Annotated in this window: 18 protein-coding genes and 1 tRNA gene; 4 read left to right on the top strand and 15 right to left on the bottom strand. The window is 37.8% G+C overall.

Translation table 11 applies throughout. The features are described from left to right. Positions 1 to 587 precede the first annotated feature (587 nt). Positions 588 to 1,511, top strand: coding sequence for a DUF2786 domain-containing protein (locus J5V48_RS04445; RefSeq protein WP_219937358.1), 924 nt, complete (start codon positions 588 to 590; stop codon positions 1,509 to 1,511). Positions 1,512 to 1,514: 3 nt separating this feature from the next. On the opposite strand, the gene J5V48_RS04440 is transcribed toward J5V48_RS04445, so the two are convergent. From J5V48_RS04440 to rppH, 7 genes are read right to left on the bottom strand one after another with little or no spacing between them, the layout of a single operon-like run. After that, positions 1,515 to 2,447 (bottom strand): MurR/RpiR family transcriptional regulator, encoded by a 933-nt coding sequence (locus J5V48_RS04440; protein ID WP_219937357.1) that lies wholly within the window; start codon positions 2,445 to 2,447, stop codon positions 1,515 to 1,517. Beyond that, entirely contained in the window at positions 2,447 to 3,610 is a 1,164-nt protein-coding gene (gene nagA, locus J5V48_RS04435) for an N-acetylglucosamine-6-phosphate deacetylase (RefSeq protein ID WP_219937356.1), read from the bottom strand. Before nagA ends, J5V48_RS04440 begins: the two co-directional genes overlap by 1 nt. An 18-nt stretch (positions 3,611 to 3,628) precedes the next feature. Next, entirely contained in the window at positions 3,629 to 4,972 is a 1,344-nt protein-coding gene (locus tag J5V48_RS04430) for a DEAD/DEAH box helicase (protein ID WP_219937355.1), read from the bottom strand. Then, a complete protein-coding gene (locus tag J5V48_RS04425) occupies positions 4,972 to 5,238 on the bottom strand; it encodes an FAD assembly factor SdhE (protein WP_219937354.1) in 267 nt (88 codons plus the stop codon). Before J5V48_RS04425 ends, J5V48_RS04430 begins: the two co-directional genes overlap by 1 nt. A 2-nt stretch (positions 5,239 to 5,240) precedes the next feature. Then, positions 5,241 to 6,035, bottom strand: coding sequence for a thymidylate synthase (locus tag J5V48_RS04420; protein WP_219937353.1), 795 nt, complete (start codon positions 6,033 to 6,035; stop codon positions 5,241 to 5,243). Between the two features lie 10 nt (positions 6,036 to 6,045). Next, positions 6,046 to 8,316: a phosphoenolpyruvate--protein phosphotransferase gene (gene ptsP / locus J5V48_RS04415; RefSeq protein ID WP_219937352.1), complete on the bottom strand. Its 2,271-nt coding sequence runs from the start codon at positions 8,314 to 8,316 to the stop codon at positions 6,046 to 6,048. A 3-nt stretch (positions 8,317 to 8,319) separates the two neighbouring features. Beyond that, positions 8,320 to 8,832 carry an RNA pyrophosphohydrolase gene (gene rppH / locus J5V48_RS04410; protein WP_219937351.1) on the bottom strand — a complete coding sequence of 171 codons (513 nt, stop codon included), beginning with the start codon at positions 8,830 to 8,832 and terminating at the stop codon, positions 8,320 to 8,322. Between the two features lie 144 nt (positions 8,833 to 8,976). On the opposite strand from rppH, the gene J5V48_RS04405 reads away from it, so the two are divergent. The 3 genes from J5V48_RS04405 (at position 8,977) to J5V48_RS04395 (ending at position 10,650) form a co-directional block, all read left to right on the top strand. Next, positions 8,977 to 9,645: a DNA mismatch repair protein MutH gene (locus tag J5V48_RS04405; protein WP_219937350.1), complete on the top strand. Its 669-nt coding sequence runs from the start codon at positions 8,977 to 8,979 to the stop codon at positions 9,643 to 9,645. 420 nt (positions 9,646 to 10,065) lie between these two features. Then, positions 10,066 to 10,389, top strand: coding sequence for an early set domain-containing protein (locus J5V48_RS04400; protein WP_219937349.1), 324 nt, complete (start codon positions 10,066 to 10,068; stop codon positions 10,387 to 10,389). Between the two features lie 184 nt (positions 10,390 to 10,573). Continuing rightward, positions 10,574 to 10,650, top strand: a tRNA-Met gene (locus J5V48_RS04395). A gap of 355 nt (positions 10,651 to 11,005) precedes the next feature. Here the strand turns inward: J5V48_RS04395 and mdh are convergent. From mdh to ftsZ (J5V48_RS04355), 8 genes are all read right to left on the bottom strand, one after another. Next, on the bottom strand, positions 11,006 to 11,962 hold the full coding sequence (mdh, locus tag J5V48_RS04390) for a malate dehydrogenase (RefSeq protein WP_219937348.1): 957 nt from the start codon (positions 11,960 to 11,962) through the stop codon (positions 11,006 to 11,008). Between the two features lie 181 nt (positions 11,963 to 12,143). After that, a complete protein-coding gene (gene acnB / locus J5V48_RS04385) occupies positions 12,144 to 14,699 on the bottom strand; it encodes a bifunctional aconitate hydratase 2/2-methylisocitrate dehydratase (RefSeq protein WP_219937347.1) in 2,556 nt (851 codons plus the stop codon). Positions 14,700 to 14,713: 14 nt separating this feature from the next. After that, positions 14,714 to 15,253, bottom strand: a complete 540-nt coding sequence (gene ampD / locus J5V48_RS04380) for a 1,6-anhydro-N-acetylmuramyl-L-alanine amidase AmpD (RefSeq protein ID WP_219937346.1) — start codon at positions 15,251 to 15,253, stop codon at positions 14,714 to 14,716. A gap of 12 nt (positions 15,254 to 15,265) precedes the next feature. Next, entirely contained in the window at positions 15,266 to 16,201 is a 936-nt protein-coding gene (gene lpxC / locus J5V48_RS04375) for a UDP-3-O-acyl-N-acetylglucosamine deacetylase (RefSeq protein WP_219937345.1), read from the bottom strand. Between the two features lie 173 nt (positions 16,202 to 16,374). Continuing rightward, complete coding sequence (locus tag J5V48_RS04370; protein ID WP_219937344.1) at positions 16,375 to 16,833, bottom strand: C-GCAxxG-C-C family protein; 459 nt, start codon at positions 16,831 to 16,833, stop codon at positions 16,375 to 16,377. Between the two features lie 44 nt (positions 16,834 to 16,877). Continuing rightward, the gene (gene ftsZ / locus J5V48_RS04365) at positions 16,878 to 18,200 is read right to left on the bottom strand and encodes a cell division protein FtsZ (protein WP_219937343.1); all 1,323 of its coding nucleotides are present in this window, start codon (positions 18,198 to 18,200) and stop codon (positions 16,878 to 16,880) included. 1,006 nt (positions 18,201 to 19,206) lie between these two features. After that, the gene (locus J5V48_RS04360; protein ID WP_219937342.1) at positions 19,207 to 19,590 is read right to left on the bottom strand and encodes a desulfoferrodoxin family protein; all 384 of its coding nucleotides are present in this window, start codon (positions 19,588 to 19,590) and stop codon (positions 19,207 to 19,209) included. A gap of 167 nt (positions 19,591 to 19,757) precedes the next feature. Then, positions 19,758 to 21,110: a cell division protein FtsZ gene (gene ftsZ / locus J5V48_RS04355; protein ID WP_219937341.1), complete on the bottom strand. Its 1,353-nt coding sequence runs from the start codon at positions 21,108 to 21,110 to the stop codon at positions 19,758 to 19,760. Positions 21,111 to 21,150: the final 40 nt, after the last annotated feature.

The raw sequence follows: 21,150 nt of genomic DNA, 5'->3' as shown, positions 1-21,150 counted from the left end.
TTTAAAAAGCAGATTGTAAGTGAATTACAACCTTGGTTAAACTGTGATCAAAGTCCGTTTCATTTGGTCACCGTAAAAAAAAGCTTTTTATAGCAAAAAGAAAGTAAGTATATATAATTCGCTAATTCTAAAAAAAATACTACACATAATAATTATCAATAAAGATTCTCACCTGTTTTTTATAGCGAATTCATATATTTAGCTTTATAAATACTGATTTTTAATTTTGTGCTGTTAAGCAGTTGAAGATAAATTTTGGATGTGAACTTATGAACGAAAAGCCTGCCCTTATTGATACATAAAAAATGAATATCACCAAACTCACATCACGTAGAGCTCTCTACACTGGTAGTTTTACCAGAACTGAAAAACTGATGTTTTACACAGGATCTTATCAGTCTCAGATTCGATTGCGAGTATATCCCCACCAGAGACATGAAAGAGGCTTTAAAAGCATCTAAAAAATAAAAAAAAAATTTTTTCTGATTAAAAATATTACTACAAGTTAAAATAACTAACTTGTTGTAATATAAAGATTTTAAGCGGTAACTGTAAAATTCTAGATTATTTTTATTTAATATGATGCTATGACAAAAGATCAATTACTTGAAAAGATAAAAAAACTGCTTGCTCTTTCAAACAGTTCTAATCCTCATGAAGCTGCAACTGCGCTATTGAGAGCACAGAAGCTGATGGAGAAATACAACATTGAAAAAGAGTCTTTAATAGATGACGATATCAGTTTCATAGAAGTCACTCCTATAAAAGGACTAAAAGCCATAAATATAAATCGCGATATTGGCGCCATCATATCTAAGGCATTCGGTGTTGTGACCATTTATGTTTCAAATAAACGAAGTCTCGAAAAGATAATGTTTTTTGGAGCTAAGGATATATTAGAAAGCTGTGAATATATCTATGTCATACTATCTAGAGCCTTCCTTTTTGCTAAAAACAATCATGCGATCGGTGTTAAAACAGAAGCTTTTTTTCAGATCTGCGACCTTCCTAAAAAGGAAATCAATAGACTGCTAAGATTAGATGAAATAGAAAAATCAGATTTTGACATTCTGGAAACCAAAATTAAAGACATTATTGATTGCAATCTAAATCAAGCTTTAGAAGGTAATTCAATAGCAATCAGTAATATGAAAACAGCTGATAAAATGATTGATACATTTCTTGGTAATTATTCTGTTATCGATATGTATATCAAGAAGTATGTAGAACAAAGTAAAAAAGGATTTGTCGCTGGTTTTCTATATTCTATTTATAATAATGTTGCACAATATAAAATTGATGAACAAACAAAAGGCAGAATTTTAAAAGCAGTAGATCAATATTTTCATGGGGCTACAGTTAAAACATCAAAATCAAGAGGATATTCAATAAGTTCTGATGCTGAATACAATGCGTACCAAAAAGGTATTAAAAGCGGAAGCTCTGTTTCTATCTGTACTGCAATAAAAAACAGAGCTAAAGAAAGATTACTGCTAACTAATGAATCCTAAATGCTAATATGGAGACCAGTCAATTGAAGTGATTGGTGACTGAGTCTCACTCTTTGAGTTTGTTTCAACCTTTTCTTCTACAGCATCTGTTTTTTCAGATGTATTGTAGATTTTCTTTCTTGCAGATAATAGCTTGTCTTTATTTGCATTTACCGCAAGAGCTCTTCTTAAACTAACGCCTGAAACAATTATCTGACTTAACAGTAGAAGTGATACTCTATTATCAAAATATGATTCATCATCAGGAGAAATCTTGTCTGTTACACTGACAACTAATGAAGCATCATCTTTGAATTTTGTCTCATCTGAGGTAAGTACTACACTTACAGCACCATTTTGTTTTACCGATTTTACAATGTTAATCAGATCAGGATGTTCGCCACTTGAGCAAATAACAAGGGCAACATCTGAAGAGTGAAGTGTTGCAACAGCTAATTCCTGTGACATTCTATCTGTATATACTTCAGTTACAAAGCCAAACTGAAGCATTCTTGAATGAATGTCTTTTGCAATGAACTCAGAAAGACCTAAAGCTAAAATAATCAGTCTTCTTGACTGGCTTATTACATCAATAACTCTTGATATTAACGACTCATCAATGTTTCTTTCAAGGTTGAGCAGCTGTGAACGAGCCTTTCCAATAGACTTTGAAATCACATCAGAAACACTGTCTCCAGATTTTATTCCGTCTACCTTCTTTATATCAGATGAACTTACAAGTGAACTTAAAAGAAGCTTGAATGCAGGAAAACCATCGGCACCAAATCTCTTACAGAATCGGCATACAGAAGGTTCTGACACACAAGCTCTTTTTGCAAGATCAGCAATATTCTCATTAACAACTGCTGCAGGGTTCTTCAGAATGATTGATGCAAGTTTTCTTTCTGATTTTGTTAATTCTGTTTCGCTTGCAATTCTATCTAAAATATTCGCCATTACATCAACTCTGCAATACTCTTTACAAATCCGTTCTGAACAACATACTGAATCTTGAGATCATCATCAAATACAATCAGATCGGCAATATTACCTGTTTCAATACAGCCAAAGTCATCAAGACCTAAAGCTTTTGCAGGAGCATAGCTTGCTGCTATTAAAGCCTCATCTAAAGAGAAATCGCACTGATTTATCAGGAACTTGATGCCATCCAGCATATTGATTGATGTACCTGCATAAGATCCCTTCGAATCAATAAGGCCACGTTTCTGATCAACAAAGATTTCAGTACCGCCTGCAACAAAGGTTTGAGGAGTTTTTGACATACCAGTTACAGACTGACTGTCTGATACAATATACATTCTGTTACCAAGGATCTTCTTTGCAAGTTTTACTAAAGCAGGATGTACATGTCGACCATCTGCAATAACACTTGCAAATACTCTGTCTGAATGGAATGTAGCTCCAACCACGCCAGGCTCACGGCCAATTGCAGGGGCCATACCATTAAACAGATGAGTAACGTTAGTAATACCTGCCTTAAAGGACTGTACAGCTTCAAAATAAGAACAGGCAGTATGACCAATGGACAGTTTTACCTTACTTGATATCAGTTCAACAATATTCTTTGGTTTTACAACTTCAGGCGCAATTGTCATATAGGCAATGCACTCTCTTGCATCCTTGATAAACTCCATATCAGCTTCAGAGAAAGGTCTTATATAACCACTTGGATGAAATCCCTTGAAATTAGTAGAAATAAACGGACCTTCAAGATGTACGCCAGGACAGACAGTCGGATGTTTGTTCATAAAATCACTGACGGCAGAAATAGCGTTAGACAGATTTTCACGTGGACCTGAAATGATAGTTGGAACGAAGGTTGTCACACCTTTCAATGTCAGGTAACGTCGCATATGCTCTAATGTTTCAACTGTAGGAGTCTGAGCAAAAGAAACACCGTTGCAGCCATTAATAAGCAGATCGATTAAACCTGGAGCAACATGAAGCCCCTGAAAATCAATTTCTTCAGCAGTACCGTCTTCAAGCAGAGAAGGTGAAAACGGAACAATCTTTCTGTCTGAAATTGCAAATGCGCTGACATCTACGAATTCTTCAGAAGTTACATGCAATGTTGCATTTCTGATAACTGTAACTGCCATATTAACTCCTTGTTTGCTCTACTGCTGTTTTTGTGCAAGTTTCTGAGCCTTTTTAGCTCTCTTGAGTGCAAAATCCGGTTTACCTTTATTCTTCTTGTCTCTTAGACGATCTTTTTTGTGAGGCTTTTTCTCTTCAGTTTTGACTTTCTTGTCAAAACCGCCCTTTCCCTGAGTACTTGCTCTTGAACGTTTCTTTTCAGACTGATGTTTCTGACCTCCATCTTTTGGAGGGAAAGATGCGCAGATATTCTTGATTGCACGTCTTTCAATATCAACTTCAGTATAGCGTTCAATTCTTTCAAGAAATCCTATTTCATCTGCAAGAACAAAAGTGATTACAACACCCCTAGCACCAGCTCTTGCTGTTCGTCCTGCTCTGTGAACATAGATTGCAGCATTTGCTGGCATATCAAAGTTGTACACATGAGAAACTCCAGTTATATCAAGACCTCTTGCTGCAACATCAGTTGCTATAAGAATATCTGCACTGCCCTCAGAAAAACGCTTCATAGCAGCTCTTCTTTCGGCCATGGACATATCACCTTGCAGTGTTGCAACCTTAAAGCCGGCGCGTCTTAATGTACCATCCAGTTTTGAAAGTCTCTCTTTAGTTTTAACGAACACAATTGAGCGACCTTTAACAGTTGTCAGTAAATGATGAAGAATTTTTACCTTTTGTGTATCGCCTGCCGCATAATAGGCTCTAGACTGAAGGTTGGATGGCAACATCTCATCTGCTTCACCTCCGGTTCCGATTCTGATTTCAATCGGATTATTTAAAACCATTGAAGCAAATTCATTGATTCCAGATCCTTCAAGTGTTGCTGAAAACAGCATGGTCTGAAAACGGTTATAAAGCTCTCTTGTTATCTTTGCAACATCATCTCTAAACCCCATATCAAGCATTCTGTCAGCTTCATCAATGACGTACATTTCAACAGTTTCCGTATTGAGCCAGCCTTTTTCAAGATATTCAATGAGTCTTCCTGGTGTTGCAACTATGATTGAATCAGGATTTTCTCTTTGCATTTCTCTACTTGAGCCACCTGTAAGAACTCCTGCAGTTAGATTCATTCCCTCAACAAGTTCATCACATACAGATGCAACCTGAATTGCAAGCTCTCTTGTTGGCTCTAAAATCACAGCTCTGATGCCTGTTTTATCATCTAAAGACAATCTTGAAACAATAGGGATCAGAAATGCTGCACTCTTTCCTGTACCTGTAGGAGCTCCACCTAGAATATCGGCGCCCTCAAGAGCACGTGGAATAACCAAAGATTGAATAGGTGTAGGTGTCTGCCAACCTACTTTTTCAATGTTCAGAAGAACTGAATCTGGAATACAAAGACTTGCAAAATCCATTAAACATCCTCATGGCCAATGCGTTTTGCATGGCACTGTTTTATATACTCAATAACTTTCCTGCGACTTTCACTATCAGCAAGCTCTGTACCGTTGAACCATCTTACAAGTTGCAGATCGGTTGCCTCAAGAAGATCAACATAGTCATTAAGGAAACTCTCAGAACATTCTTGAAGATCATGTTCAACAAAAGGAAGAAGCATTAAATCAAGTTCTCTCATGCCTCTTCTTGACTGCCATTTAATTTTTCCTGAAACAGTAACCATATTTAAACTGAAACAACTCCCTTAATTGCAGGATATGGATCGTAACCTGATAAAACAAAATCCTCAAATTTATAAGAGAAAATATCAGGTGCTTTTCTTGTAATATCCATTGTTGGTAATGCTCTTGGGGTTCTTGACAGCTGAAGCTCAACCTGCTCAAAATGATTCTTGTAGATATGTGTATCGCCACCAGACCACACAAAATCGCCTAACTGAAGATTGCATTCTTTAGCTACCATCATTGTAAGTAGTGAATAGCTTGCAATATTGAATGGTACACCAAGGAACATATCAGCACTTCTCTGATACAGCTGGCATGATAATTTGCCATTTGCAACATAGAACTGATAAAGAGTATGGCATGGTGGAAGAGCCATCTTGTCAACATCAGATGGGTTCCAAGCACAAACAATGATTCGTCTTGAATCAGGATGATTCTTGATCATATCAATAGCATTTGAAAGCTGATCAATATGTCTTCCATCAGGAGTTTCAAAATCGCGCCACTGCTTTCCGTATACCGGACCTAAATCACCGTTTTCATCAGCCCATTCATTCCAAATTCTTACACCATTTTCCTGTAGATACTTGATATTTGTTGAGCCTGAAATAAACCATAAAAGCTCATGAATAATTGATTTTAAATGAACTTTTTTAGTTGTAAGCAAAGGAAAGCCTTCGTTCAGGTTGAAGCGCATCTGTGTGCCGAAAATAGAACGAGTACCAGTACCGGTTCTGTCTTCTCTATCCACACCGTTTTCCATTATGTTTTTTAGTAAATCCAAATATACCTGCACGGTTAGCTCCTTAATTAAACTTCTTTAGATCAATAATCTTTTCAAGATCTACTTTCTTTGCATACTCTCTGTATAGAGCTCTTATCTGATCAGGAGAATCAAGAGTTAATGCAATTTTTCCGATTTCTTTTAGTTCTTCAAGATTTACATGACGAACAATATACTTGACTCTAGCAATCTGAGAATAATTCATAGAGAGAGTCTTGTAACCTAATGACAGAAGCATAAGTGCTCCCATAGGTGAACCTGCAATTTCACCGCATACAGCAAGAGGTCTTTCAACCTGTGCACTTTTATCTGCAAGATACTTAAAACAGCGTACTGCAGCTGGATTGAAAGGATCAAATATCTTAGAAACCTTTGGATTTGATCTATCGGCAGCAAACAGATACTGTATCAGATCGTTAGAACCAATTGAGAAGAAATCACATAATTTAGCCAGCTCTTCCATAATAAATGCAATGCATGGAACCTCAATCATGACGCCAAAACGAGGTTTCTTGATTGCACAGCCCAAATCAACTTCAATCTCATGAATTGATTCGTTGAGAATACGCTTTACGATTATAACTTCCTCAAGTCTTGATACCATAGGAAGCATAATCTCAAGATTACCAAGATCCTTGTTTGCAAGAAGCATTGCCTTTAACTGAGTCTTGATAATGTTTGGCTGGTCAATACAGACTCTTATACCTCTAAATCCAAGAGCAGGATTCTGATCATCAATAGGAAGATATGTAAGTCCCTTGTCACCGCCAATATCAAGTGTTCTCATGCAGACGGGCTTATCTTTAAAGCGCTCTAAAAGAGTTTTATACCAGCCAAGCTGTGTTTCCTCTGATGGTAGATTCTGACAAAGCATGAAAGCAATTTCTGTTCTGTAAAGGCCAATACCATCAGTCTGTTCAGACAAATCATCATCATCCTGATTGTTAAGACCTGCATTTAACTGAATATTGATTCTTTCACCATCAAGAGTAATGCCCTTTTCGTATTTTTCAGCCTCAAACAGTTCATGCTGATGTCTTGTCTGAGAAATTAGCTGCATATACTCATCAACAACACTTGATATAGGATCAACTAAAACTTCAGCATTCTGACCATCAACAATAATTGTTCTGCCATCAACTTCGTTAAGATCAAGATTTACATCTATAACTGCAGGAATTCCAAGGTCACGGGCAAGAATAGTGGTATGAGAACTTGTAGCATTATCAACACAGACAAAGCCTACAACCTTATCTCTTGGGATTTCTGCAACAATTGCTACCGGCATGCTTTTTACCACAAGAACGATCGGTGATGTTATGTCTGATTCAGTAGGAGACAGATGAACAAGTCTTGATATAAGAATAGATGCAAAATCTCTTATATCATGTGATTTATCAGTATCGCCTCTCTTGTCAGCCTCTTCTATTCTTCTTGTTGCAACAACCTTGATAGCAGAGGCTGCTACATATCCGTTAGAAAAAATTTCCTCATCAACATCATCTTCAAAAGACAGATCATCAAGCATGCTTCCATAACTTGACATATAACCTGAAGCTGCTGCCTCATGAGAACTTTCCTGAAGGTGAAGAGCTGCTCTATCCATCTCTGTCTGAAGCTGGAATATGGTCTGGTGGAAGAGTTCAGACTGTATTTCCTTGTCATCAGAATACATTATATGGATTGTATCGAAGGTTACAGGTGGTTTCCAAACAACAGCCTGAGCAATCGCTATAGAGCCTGAACCTGTTTTTCCCTTGTATCGCTTGCAGTTGAAATCATCTATTTCCTTAGTTGATCTGTTTAGCGATATCGTACTTGCAATCTGAGCTGAAAGAGTGATTAAGAAAGCTTCTTCTCTTTCACCAAAAAGTCTTTTTTCTTTACACTGAATTACAAGAACACCTAACAGTTCACCCTGATTTATTACAGGAACACCAAGGAATGATAAAAATTCATCCTCTCCTACATCAGGAAGATATTTAAAATTTGGATGTGATGGTGCATCAGCAAGATTTACAATCTCTTGTTTCTGGGCAACAAGACCTACTAAACCTTCTCCTACAGCCAAAGTTGCCTTACCAACAGAATCCCTTTGAAGACCTACAGTAGCTTCAAGTCTCAAATATGTTTTTCTGTTGTTAATTAGATAAATTGAACAGCAGTCTACCTTGGTAGCATCTCGCAGACGCTCCACAAGGATACTGATAGCCTTGTCAAAAGAACTTGCACTTTGCACATCCTGTACAATACTTCTTAGTGAAACAAGAAAAGTATTCTGCTTATCTTCCATTGCTTATTTCCTGTTACGATTTGCTTTCTTTGATGAATCATCAAACAAAGCAGACTGTGAAAATACAGTTAGAACCTTTCTGTAGACATCACGTTTAAAAGCAACGACCTGTCTTACAGGGTACCAGTAGCTTACCCATCTCCAGTCATCAAATTCAGGATGACCTTTTCTGTTGAATTCTATCTGCTCAGAGCGGTTCTGATTTAAGGTCAGCAAAAACCATTTCTGTTTTTGTCCTACACAGACAGGAGTCTCGTTATAACGAATCAATCTTTTTGGCAATCTGTATTTGAGCCAGAACTTCGTACTGGCAAGAACAGTTACATCATTTTTACAAAGACCTAGTTCTTCATACAGTTCTCGGTACATTGCATCTTCTGGACTTTCTCCTTCATCAAGACCACCTTGAGGAAACTGCCATGAATTCTGTCTGATTCTGCGAGCCCATAGTACCTGTCCTTTTCGGTTACAGATTACAATACCTACATTAGCTCTAAATCCATCACTATCAATCACAAATCAGCCCAGTCTTATGTTAAAAAAAATACACTTTGCCTAAAGGCAATACTATGTTCTATTATAGCAGACAGACATAATATACACATAAGCTAAACATCTCATTTTCTAGGAATTTTTTTATATAAACAGGATTGGTTAAACATGGCACAGACTCCACCTGAAAGCTTTGAAGTACTAATTGAAAGACTTAACAAAATTACAGGTCTTTGCATAAGCGAAATTGCTGCTGATTTAAACGTAAAACTGCCTGTTAGTACCACAAGGGGAAAGGGATTTGTAGGCGAGCTTTTGGAGATGGCATTAGGGGCAAGTGCAAAAAACCAGTCAATACCTGATTTTCCAGAACTTGGACTTGAACTCAAAACTCTTCCTGTAGATCAGAATTTCAAACCACTAGAGTCAACTTTTGTCTGCCATGCTCCACTGATTAATGTACGAGATCTGCATTTTGAAAACTCACCACTGTACTCAAAGATTAAAAGAGTTCTTTTTATTCTTACAGACGGTACAAAAGGTCTTGAATATGGTGAAAAATATATTAGAGGTTATTTTTTCTATACCCCAACAAAAGAAGATCTCATAACATTAAAAAAAGACTTTGATGAGCTCTATGAGCTTATAAAAACTGGCAATGTTGAAAGCATTACAGCCCGCATTGGTCATATTGTTCAGTTAAGACCAAAAGGAGCAGATGGAACAGCACTTACTCAGGCAGTGGGAAAGGAAGGTCAGATTATTATGACTCGTCCAAGAGGTTTTTATATACGTCGCAGTTTTACTCAAGAACTTATCCGAAGAAATATGCAGTAAAATAATTAATATTCACAATTCTGTATGATGCAATCACGCTTTATTACTATATTTATTTTACTAATATACAAATTAGATTATTAAAACGTTTACAAATTTAAAAGAGTTCAAAAAAGAGTTTATTTTCTGAAATGTCAGTTATAATATTCTTCATTGGTTATGATAAATAGAAATCGCAATTTTTTATTTAATTATTAGCTAGTTAAATGAAAATAATTTTAAATTTTTTAGCACATTACCAGTGCAATTCTTGAACAAATTAACATTTAACAAACGAAATATAAGTATTTCAATGATTTAGTAAAAAAATCGGTTTGTTTTATCATAAAATATACTTGAGGTAAAAAAGAGTACCGTGTCAGTGTTTTGCAAAGTTAAAACCAATATTTGAATCGGTGCTTAACAAAGACAGGAGTAGACATGAGCGTTTCAAAGAGATTTACCAAAACTAATAAGGTTACTGTTACCTTTACAGTAAAGAAAGAAGCTGCACAGGGTGCTGAAAAGATTGATCTGTTATGCGAGCACAACGGCTGGCAGGCAGTAGCACTAAAGCCACAGAAGAACGGTACCTTCAAAGGTTCTATTTCTGTAGCTGAAGGTGAAAAGCCATCATATCAGTACAAATTCAAATATACTTTTGCTGATGGTTCAACAAAGTATGACAACGATTGGGATGCTGAGCGTTACGTTGCAAACCCATTCGGTGGTGAAAATTCAATGTTCTCTGCTGTACGCGAGTAATAAACAGTTTCTCATAAAAAACCAGGGCATGCTCTTAGCATGCCTTACTTTTTTGTAAAAAAGATAAGCAAATTTATTGTTTTTAACTTACTGATATAAAAGTATTTTTTTACAAAATGTAAAAAATTATATTATTTTTCTTGACAGATCGCACAGTTACGTATATCATACAACCACAATTTGACGCGGGGTGGAGCAGTCTGGTAGCTCGTCGGGCTCATAACCCGAAGGTCGTTGGTTCAAATCCTTCCCCCGCAACCATCATTAAGAAGCTTAAGCTTCTTTTTTTATATCCACACAAAATCAAACCTAAATTCTTTCTTTTATCTTTTATCTGTATTTAATCTATACTCTTTTCTGTATGCCTTATAGAAGAAAGTTAAACCATTGCTATAACAGCAATACAAAAACAAATCAGCTGCTGTCAAAAGATAAATGATCTTATAACAATAATAGCGATGAAAGATTGATAAATTCGTTTAGATTACTGACAAATGCACGAAATGATGGTGCTTATGAACTTGAATGAAGAGTTTTGAAAAGACTTCTAATTTATAGTTTTCGAAAAATAAGCCAGGCAAAAACAGCCTGGCCCATTTTAATAAAACAGTGTAGATTAGTTCTTTGATAACCAATCCTTAGCGAAAGAAACACCCTTATCGATGTTCTTCTGTAACTCAGGAATAGCTTCTTCGATTAACTTCTTCTCGAATGATGAAACCTTACCGTAGTCACATACTTTCTTCCAACCGGTCTTGCCGAAGATTACGTTCTGAGCAAAGTACTGAGCATGCTTTGAACCACCTTCAACATAGCAGTACTCGTTAACACCAGGCTCACCCATTAAACCTGCAACAACCTTAAGAGCAAAACGTGCACCAGCAGTTGCCATTGATAAGGTTGCAGAGCCTGCACCAGCCTTAGCCTCAACAACTTCAGTACCAGCGTTCTGAATACGGGTTGTTAACTCAGAGATACGCTTTGAGCTGATCTTCTCTGAACCGATAACCTTTGATAATAAAGGAATGATTGTGGTACCTGAGTGACCGCCGATTACAGGAACGAGAATACGCTTCTCAGATATACCTAATTCCTGAGCTAAGAAAGTCTCTGAACGTAATACGTCAAGAGCAGAAACACCGAATAAGCGGTGCTTGTCATATACCCCCTCAGCCTTTAATACTTCAGCAGCTAGAGGTACAGTTGAGTTAACTGGGTTTGTAATGATGCAGATGCATGCCTTAGGGCAGGTCTTTGCACAGTTGCGAACCAGGTTTGCAATAATGCTAGCATTGATATTGAACAGATCATCACGAGTCATACCAGGCTTACGTGCAACACCAGCAGGAATTACAACTACATTTGCGCCTTCAAGTGCCTTGGTTAAATCATCACCTGTATAGCCATCAACAGCAACGTCTGTAGGGATATGGCTAAGGTCAGTTGCTACACCAGGTGTAAATGGTGCTACATCATATAAGCTAAGCTTTGAGCCAGCTGGTAAATTGTTCTTTAAAATCATTGATAATGGCTGGCCAATACCGCCTGCTGCACCAAGAACTGCAACTTTCATGGGTTACTCCTAAAAATAAGTAATTATAAAATTTTGTTCTCAAATTATATTGCTATTATAGCAAACGTTTTTACTATCTGCCGTATTTCTCTAGTATACAGCTTCATTATGTGACTTAATATAAAAAAGCAGAGTAAAATTATCATTACTCTGCTTTACAAAGACACTTAATGTTATCTAATTACTTTGAAAAATCCAGTAAAGAGTAGATTTTATCCTCTTTTCCATCAAGGCATGAAGTATTTTCAAAGTATTCTTCAACTGTTGGCAGATGACCTAATTTTGCTGTAACAGCAGCAAGCTCTGCACTAGATAGGAACACGTTTGCACCATTACCTAAACGGTTAGGGAAGTTTCTTGTAGAGGTTGAAACAACAGTCGCATTATCAGCTACTCGTGCCTGGTTACCCATACACAGTGAACATCCTGGAATTTCAACTCTTGTACCAGCCTTACCAAGAATGCTTAACAGACCTTCATCTGATAATTCCTGTCTGTCCATTCTTGTAGGAGGAGTCATCCATAGACGAACCTTTGCTTCGCTCTTCATATCCTTTAGGATTTCTGAAGCTGCTCTGTAGTGACCAATATTGGTCATGCAAGAACCGATGAACACTTCATCAATCTTTGTATTTGCAACTTCTGAAAGTAAACGAGCATCATCAGGATCATTTGGAGCACATAAAATAGGCTCTTTGATGTCCTCGCAGTTGATCTCAAGAACTGCCGCATATGAACAGTCTGGATCAGCTTCGATAAGTTCTGGGTTATCAAGCCATGATTGCATTGCTGCAGCTCTGTTTAATAGAGCTTCTTTAGTCTGATAGCCTTCTTCATTAGCCATCTTCTTAAGTAAAGCAATATTTGACTTTAAATAGTTCTCAACAGATGTCTGAGACAACTTGATTGCGCATGCTGCAGCAGAACGCTCAGCAGAAGCATCAGCAAGCTCGAATGCATGCTCAACAGATAAATCCTCAAGACCTTCAATCTCAATGATCTTACCTGAGAAGATATTCTTCTTGCCTTTCTTTTCAACAGTTAACAAGCCTTTCTGAATTGCAAAATATGGGATTGCATGTACTAAATCACGTAATGTGATGCCAGGCTTTCTCTTGCCAGTGAAACGAACTAGTACAGACTCTGGCATATCAAGAGGCATAATACCTGTTGCAGCAGCGAAAGCTACTAGACCTGAACCTGCAGCAAATGAAATACCAAGAGGCATACGGGTGTGAGAATCACCACCGGTACCTACTGTATCTGGCAGACACATTCTGTTTAACCATGAATGAATAACACCATCACCTGGTCTTAAAGCAACACCACCTCTGTTGTGCATGAACTCAGGTAAAGTATTATGAGTCTTCACATCAACTGGCTTTGGATATGCCGCTGTATGACAGAAAGACTGCATTACCATAGGAGCTGAGAATTTGAGACATGCCAAATCAATAAGCTCATCACGAGTCATAGGACCTGTTGTATCCTGTGAACCTACTGTAGCAATAACAGGCTGGCAGTACTGACCTGGACGAACGCCTTTTAAGCCGCAAGCCTTACCAACAATCTTCTGAGCTCTTGTAAATCCACCTTCAGCCTTAACTTCAGCTGCCTTAGCAAATACTTCGCTTGAACCTAAACCTAAGTACTTACGAGCCTTATCAGTTAAGTCCTTACCGATAATCAGAGGAATACGGCCACCTGCTCTAACCTCATCTAAAAGGGTATTGGTCTTTAAAGCAAATGTTGACAGAACTTCATTAGTACCATGCTTTACGATAGTGCCGTTATATACGTTCAGATCAACAACATCACCTGAATTTAATTTGCTTACATCTGCTTCAATAGGTAGAGCGCCAGAATCTTCTAAAGTGGTATAGAAAATAGGAGCAATCTTGCCACCTACTACAACACCGCCAGCTCTCTTGTTTGGTACACCATCAATATCATGACCGATATGCCAGATTAGAGAATTTGCAGCACTCTTTCTTGATGAACCAGTACCAACAACGTCACCTACGAACATTAAAGGATAGCCCTTGCTCTTTAAATTCTCGATGGTTGATACAGGGCCTTTAACGCCTTCAACATCTGCCTTTAAATCATCACGGCTGATCTTATACATTGCAAGTGCATGTAAAGGAATATCAGGACGTGACCATGCATCAGGAGCAGGTGAGAAATCGTCAGTATTAGTTTCGCCTGCAACCTTGAATACAGTTAAGGTTACAGTCTTTGGATACTCACTCTTTGAGGTAAACCAGGTAGCCTCTGCCCATGACTTAATAAGTTCTTTTGCAGTAGTGTTGCCCTTATTAGCAAGTGCAGCTACATCATCAAAAGCATTATAGATAAGAAGTGTATTCTCTAAAGCCTTCTTTGCGTCCTCTGCAAGAGAAGCATCCTCTAGAAGAGAAATCAGATAAGAAACGTTGAAACCGCCTTTCATGTTGCCAAGAAGCTCAACAGCCTTCTGCTTTGAAATTACAATGCTAACTTTCTTGCCACTTGCAATTTCATAAAGGAACTGAGCCTTAACCTTACTTGACTCATCTACACCAGGATTTACTCGGTTTGAAATAAGATTTAACAGTTCCTGTTCAGAACCTACTGGTGGGTTGAGCAGAAGCTCGCATAACTCTTTTGTGAATTCTGCATTTAGAGCCAATGGTTCAACGCCTAAACGCTGACGCTCAGACACCATGTCATAATACTTACTTAAATAGTTAGCCATAAGCTAGGTACACCTCAGTTATTATTGTTTACTCGCGCCCAGTCAAAGAAAGGACCAGGATCGGTCTTTCTGCCAGGTGCAATATCGCTGTGGCCGGTAATATTGTTTCCAATTTCCGGATATGTATTCTTTAGAAGTGAAATCACTTCATTAAGACATTCGTATTGATCATTAGTGTATGTTGAATCGTCACATCCCTCAAGTTCTATACCAATTGAGTAATCATTGCACTCTTTGTGACCATTGTAAGATGATCGACCTGCATGCCATGCTCTATCAAGGAAAGAAACATATTGAGTTATTATTCCTGCACGATTTATAAACAGATGAGTGCTTACCTCTAGAGGTGCTACGTCCTTAAAATAAGGATGTGCATTCGGATCTAAGGTACCTGTGAAGATATCATCAACATAAGGACCGCCAAACTGCTTTGGCGGAAGAGAAATGCAGTGTACTACAATCAGGCTAATCTCAAGAGGTGATGGTCTTTTATTAAAACGACTGACAGGAACCTGTCTTACACCTTCTATCCAGCCTGATTTGATAGTTAACACTGGTAAAACCTATTAGAAAGCTGCAATAGACTTTTTTGAATCAACAAACTCAATTGAGCCTTTTTGCTCTGAATACTCCTCAGAGAACTCGATTAACTCGTAGTTTTCTGGATCTGATAACAAGGCTCTTAGCAGACGGTTATTCAGATCATGACCGGTCTTATAAGCCTTGAAACTACCAAGTATGCTTCTGCCAGCCATATACAGATCGCCAATCGCATCTAAAAGCTTGTGCTTAACAAACTCATCTTCGTAGCGAAGACCTTCAGGATTAAGTACTCCACGGTCATCTAAAACTACTGCATTTTCAAGAGAGCCACCTAATGCAAGATTGTGAGCATGCATAAACTCAACATCTCTCATGAAGCAGAATGTTCTTGCTCTTGATACCTGACGGACAAAATTCTCACCAGTAAATGGCATTGCAAAATGCTGCTTATCCTTATCCATTGCTGGATGATCAAAATCAATCTGAAGATCAACATCGAAACCTGAATTTGATGGATTAAGCTCTGCCCACTTTCCTTCGTTTTCAACTCTAACCTTACGCTTTACTCTGATAAATGATTTTGGAGCAGGGAGCTCTGTTACACCTGTTGTTGTGAACAGATAAATGAAAGGATGAGCTGAACCATCAAGAACCGGCATTTCTGGGGCATTAACATTAATGAAAAGATTATCAATGCCAAGTGCACTTAGAGCAGCAGTCAGATGCTCTACTGTAGAGATACGTACACCATTTTCGTTTACAAGTGCGGTACAAAGCTGAGTATCTCTTACGCAGTCTGCAGAACACTTCATTGTTACATTCGGTTCAAGATCAGTTCTTGTATAGATAAGGCCTGTATTTGCAGGTGCTGGACGAAATTCAACTTCCACCTTGGCACCAGAATGAAGGCCAATACCTGTCATTGAAACCGGTTTTGCAATGGTACGCTGTCTGATCATGATTAATCCTCTGAACTCAATTAGTGCAATTGTACATCATTTTTGAGATCCAGTAAGCATTTTTAACAAAAATAATATAAATATTTTACATTGCTAATTTAATGCAAATGGCTTATTTATCGGTTTTTATATCTAAGTTTAATAAAATTCATATATTGCAGACTTAGACGTTTCTATTTTATTAGACCGTTATTTTTTAAAAAGTTCTCTAAAATTTCAGCAGCATCACCAATTATTTTCATACATGGACGTACATCATAAAAATTAGCAGTTCTCTCTGATGATACTGGAGGTTCATGCTTCACATCAAGATTCAAGAGTTCTCTACATACAATTGATCCACGAGTCTTTTCAAGTTCTAAGCCTAACTTCTGTATCTTTATATATAAATCGTCTTTTTTCTGCTTATCTTTAGGATCAGAATAGCCAAAAAGTATAGATGCAATAATAAACATTCCGCTTACAGCACCACATACCTCTCTTAAGCGCCCCATTCCTCCACCAAAACCAGAGGAAAGTTTTAATAAGGCATCTTCTTTCATATCAGTTAAATCTGCAAAAGCCAGTACCAGAGACTGACTGCAGTTGTAACCTTGCATAAAATTTTCTTCAGCTTTTTCTCTTCTTGTCATTTTCTACCTATAAAAAAGCCTGGCATAAAACCAGGCGTTGTTGATTATTCTGACTTAGAGCGGAGAATTGGAGGCATATCATCATCGCCCCATAAATCATTTCCGCTATCTTCAACCTTACTCTTTCCAAACGAATTTACTGATACCTCTGTTGGAGTATTGTCAGTTGCACTAAATGATGGAACTGTAGTATTAGGCTGATTGTATGTAGCACTGAATGGACTTGTCTGATTTTCCATTGGTGCACTGGTTCTTGGAGCACTGCTCTCACGAACCTTGTCTAAGAAATCAGAACCTCTGTAAAAACTGCTCTGTGCCATTGGAGTCTGTCTTTGCAGATTATCTCTTGCCTTGTTTGCTACAAGATTTGTATCAGTTGCACTGATGCCTGTGATAAGAATTGTAACACAGACCTGATCTTCGGCAATAGTCTCATCAAAGCTCATACCTAACTTGCAATCTGCCTCTTCATCAGCATAGGACTGAATTGCATTACATACATCCTCCCACTTGCTGATTGGGAAGTTAGGATTAACTCTAACATTAGCAAGCAGACCTGCAGCTGATTTGATATCAACCTGCTCGATAAGAGGAGAATGAATTGCTCTATCAACAGCATCCTCAACGAAGTTAGGACCCTGACCTACACCGTTACCGATCATAGCATGACCGCGACCGCGCATGATGGTTACAACATCAGCAAAGTCGAGGTTGATGAAACCAGGATTTGTAATTGCATCGGTAATTCCCTTAACTGCATTTAATAAAACATCATTTGCAGCCTTGAATGCAGTCATGATTGATATGTTGGCACCTAAATTCTTAAGTAACTTATCATTATCGATGACAATTAATGAGTCTACATGCTTTGAAAGTTCGGTAATGCCAGATTCAGCATTAACCATGTGACGCTTGCCTTCAAAATTGAAAGGCTTTGTAACAACTGCAACTGTAAGTGCACCAGTTTCTTTTGCAATCTCAGCAATTATTGGTGCTGCACCAGTACCGGTACCACCACCCATACCAGCTGTGATGAATACCATGTCTGAGCCCTGAATAAGCTTCTTGATATCGTCTCTGCTCTCTTCTGCAGCCTTACGACCCTTGTTAGGATCACAACCTGCACCAAGACCGTTTGTTAACTTAACGCCAATCTGAACCTTAAGTGGAGATGTTGACTTACCTAAAGCCTGTGTATCAGTGTTCACAGCTATAAACTCAACACCTTTCATATCATTGTTGATCATGTGCTGAATGGTATTGCCACCGCCACCACCGATGCCTAATACGCGAATAACACAGGTTGATGATGGTGTAATGCTACCAACACCAGTCATTGATTCGCTATCTATACGTAAGTCACTCATAAAATGCTCCGTGAAGTTTTGACTTTTTTGCATATTACAATAATTACTTATTATTGTACATTTTAGAAAAAAAATTTGCCCTATCGTTTTGCTTTTTTTGTTAAGGTTGTCATTGATTTTGCAAAGAAATTTGAATTTACATCATCATTTAAGAACCTTTTTTGCAAATTTTGACAGGCTCCTATTTGTTTTGAGTTACAACCTCAGGCTTCTGAAGGTGCTGTATTCACCTAAAGAACATTTTTTTCATAATACTCCTGAACAATCATGGCGTTAATATTTCTTCCATGTCTCTTTCATGAATAATACCAAGTGTCTTACAGCTTTGAGCATCTTCAGTATTACAGCCTTTTTTAGCAGCTTATGACCTTTTTCTGTCATTTTAGCGGCTATATCTTTATCATTGTGTTTTGAACTATATCAATTTTTGCTCTGTGCCTTCAATTCTTCTTGCACTTTTTATAGGCTTCATACTCATCCTTGAGCATGAATAACATCAGGTTATAGCAAAACCCGATCTCTAAAATACAAACTTTTTGATAATATGAAAAGGATTTTTTCATATCATATTAAACAGTGCGACCTGTTGAGTATATTTTTGCAAGTTCTATACATCTTTCATGAAAGCCTAAAGAGTGTGCTTTGTTATTCAAAGCACTTGCAACTAAAAGTCCTTCTTTAGTGTTTTAGCTGATCTGCACTATGATGACACTGCCTTCATCAATTGGCACTGCTAAAGCAGCATGTTTTTTCAAAACCTGCATTTTAAGATAAATAATCATGGTTATCTATTGCCTTCTCCTCTTGCAAAAGCAAAAGGATCTCTGCTACATAGGCTAATTGTTTAGCTTGCAAGGTAGGTGGGATCTGATGACATCCTATGAGGTTTACACAGCTACAGTCTTTTTTAAAACTGCAGCTGATCTAATTTTTGACAAGACTCACTCCCGAGCCTTGATAGACCTTCCTTTTATATTTTCACTTTCAAACAAAAACTAATTTTTTTCTAGATCTTTGCAGACCATAAACCATGAAGATTGCAGTAAGCATATGAACAAACCGCGTGATCGCCATCTGCTAGACCAAACTTGTATTCTGCTGCCTCAAAATCAGAATCAAGATACTTTATCTGAACACCCTGCATAGTTTCAATTGCAATGAACTCGATATAATGCTCAGGTGTCATAGGATGAGGTGCAGAACCAACCTTTACAGTTATGGTATCTGCATTAACTTCAACAACTGGAACGTGTTTTTCAAATGCAGCATCAACTGCTCCAGGGATCAGTTCCTGCATTTTTTCGCCGCAGCATACAACGTTAACTCCAGAATCCTTTACCATGGCTACGATATTGCCACAGTGATTACACTTATAAAACTTAACACTCATAATAAAATCCTTATATTTGCTTAGGGTACTTTAATAATATATCCTTTTTACTTTTTATTATGTGGTATAAACATAATCATTTATCGTAAGATATTTTTTATCATCTGCAAAAATAAGGCCTGACAGCAAATGCTTCAGGCCAAATCTAAATCGGTAAAAAGGATCTGTTATTCAGACTTTGATCTTAAAATTGGAGGCAGATCCCATAAGTCATCATTCTGCTCTTTTGCACTTTGACGGCCGAAAGAATCAATAGCAACCTCATTTGTCTGAGTTGCAGTGCTTCTAAAAGCTGTATTGCTGTCAGATGAAGTAAATGACTGAGCATATGAGGTCTGCTGTCTGAATGGACTATCATTTACTGTACTTGAAATCACTGAAGAATCAGTACGGGTCATATTCTGATTCTGAGCTCCGATTGAACCAAAGAAATCAGTTGTATTCTGAGGTGGTACCACCTGATTTACAGACTGTCTTTCAGTTGGAGGAATACCGAATTTCTTCTTAGCTGCAACATTAGGATCGGTTGCACTAATACCTGTAATCAGAATTGTAATAGAGGCCTGATCCTCTGTTAGAGTATCATCAAAGTACAGACCAATCTTGCAATCAGCTTCTTCATCTGCATATGCCTGAACAGCATTACACAGCTCCTCAAACTTCATAATTGGGAAGTTTGGATTTACCTTGATATTTGCAAGTAAGCCTGCAGCTGACTTGATATCAACATGCTCGATAAGAGGTGAATGAATTGCTCTATCAACAGCATCCTGAACGAAGTTTGCACCCTGACCTACACCATTGCCGATTACTGCATGTCCACGACCACGCATTACAGTTACAACATCAGCAAAATCAAGATTGATATAGCCAGTATCTGTAATAGAATCTGTAATTCCACGAACAGCATTTAAAAGAATATCATTTGCAGCCTGGAATGCATTGATAATTGAAATATTTGCACCTAAATTCTTTAAAAGATTGTTGTTTTCAATAACAATCAGCGAATCAACGTGCTTTGAAAGCTCAGTAATGCCAGATTCAGCATTAACCATCTTGCGCTTACCTTCAAACTTGAATGGTTTTGTAACAACAGCAACAGTTAATGCACCAGTTTCCTTAGCAATTTCTGCAATGATAGGAGTAGCACCTGTACCGGTACCGCCACCCATACCTGCAGTAATGAAAACCATGTCTGAACCCTGAATTAACTTCTTGATATCTTCACGGCTTTCTTCTGCAGCCTTACGACCCTTGTTTGGATCACAGCCTGCACCTAAACCATTAGTTAACTTCACACCAATCTGAACCTTTAATGGTGAAGTTGACTTTGATAATGCCTGAGAATCAGTATTAATGGCAATAAATTCAACGCCTTTGATTGTCTGATTAATCATGTGCTGCAGTGAATTACAGCCACCACCGCCGATGCCCAATACTCTGATCACGCAATCCTGATTCTGCTTTATTGTGTTGGTTTCGTCAGTATTTCCAACCTGTTCTATACGAAAATCGCTCATTTTATCCCTACTTTAACTTAATATCTTTTTGATAATACCA

It is taken from the genome of Succinivibrio faecicola (genome assembly GCF_019448115.1).
Classification (GTDB): Bacteria; Pseudomonadota; Gammaproteobacteria; order Enterobacterales; family Succinivibrionaceae; genus Succinivibrio; species Succinivibrio faecicola.
This window is presented reverse-complemented; position numbering and strand designations above follow the sequence as displayed.